This is a genomic window from Ruoffia sp. FAM 24228 (genome assembly GCF_045528575.1).
Classification (GTDB): domain Bacteria; phylum Bacillota; class Bacilli; order Lactobacillales; family Aerococcaceae; genus Ruoffia; species Ruoffia halotolerans.
Genome location: NZ_JBGQQZ010000145.1, coordinates 1 through 930, shown reverse-complemented (window position 1 = coordinate 930; position 930 = coordinate 1). Strand labels below are relative to the sequence as shown.

1 protein-coding gene is annotated in these 930 nt (G+C 38.4%); it reads right to left on the bottom strand.

The genetic code is table 11. The annotated features are described in order from the left end of the window. Window positions 1-128: 128 nt before the first annotated feature. A partial coding sequence (locus ACEN33_RS12420; RefSeq protein WP_138405618.1) for an IS3-like element IS1485 family transposase occupies window positions 129-930 on the bottom strand: 802 nt, incomplete at its 5' end.

Below are 930 nucleotides of genomic sequence, written 5' to 3'. Positions count from 1 at the left end.
TGGAATGGCAACAGTTTTTTTGACAAATTTTATAAGGTGCAGAACTTCTTTCCGTATGCTATTCCGATTGTCCTTGACAATGAGCCTCCTCGGATGTGACGATCTTCGGCAGGAGCTAACAGTTAAAGTTAGACTGCCTCGCTAGCGTTAGCACATCCGAGCTCATTATCAAGGATTCGCTGCGCCAATCTCTGGTTACGGTAACCAACCGGTGTCTCGTAGCCAAGTGTACCGTGCAACCGAAGGTGGTTCCACCAATTGACATAGTCAAATAACTCCAAATCCAATTGTTGTAAGGTTTCAAATGTGTATTGATAGACAAATTCTACTTTCAGCGACTTATAAGTTGATTCAGCTACGGCATTATCAAAAGGACAGCCTTTATGACTCAATGATCGATTGATGTCAAAAGTTGTTAATAATTCATCAATAGCTTGGTTATCAAACTCTTTTCCACGATCAGTATGAAAAATCTCAACCTCTGTCAGAGGTTGTTTGATACGGCTAAATGCTTTTTTTACTAGAACGGCATCTTTATGTTCTCCACAAGAATAGCCGAGAATTTCTCGATTGAACAGATCCAAAATGAAACAGACATAATTCCATTTTTTCTCGACTCGTACATAAGTCAAGTCTGTTACGATCGCTTCTAATGGGTTGTCTCTTAAGAATTTACGATTCAATACGTTTGTCGTTTTGGCTTCATTGCAAGTAGAATGATGTACTTTAAAATAAGCAACAGTATAGCTCGATTTTAATCCTCTATTTTTCATGATTCTACTAATTTTTCGTCGGCTGATCTGAATGCCTCGTTTTGATAAGGCTTTTTTTATTTTTCTTGAGCCGTAGGCCTTTCGGCTGCGGATAAATTCTTCAGCGACTACTTCTTCAAGTTCTGATTCGTCTTTCTTTGGTTTTGATTGATAATAA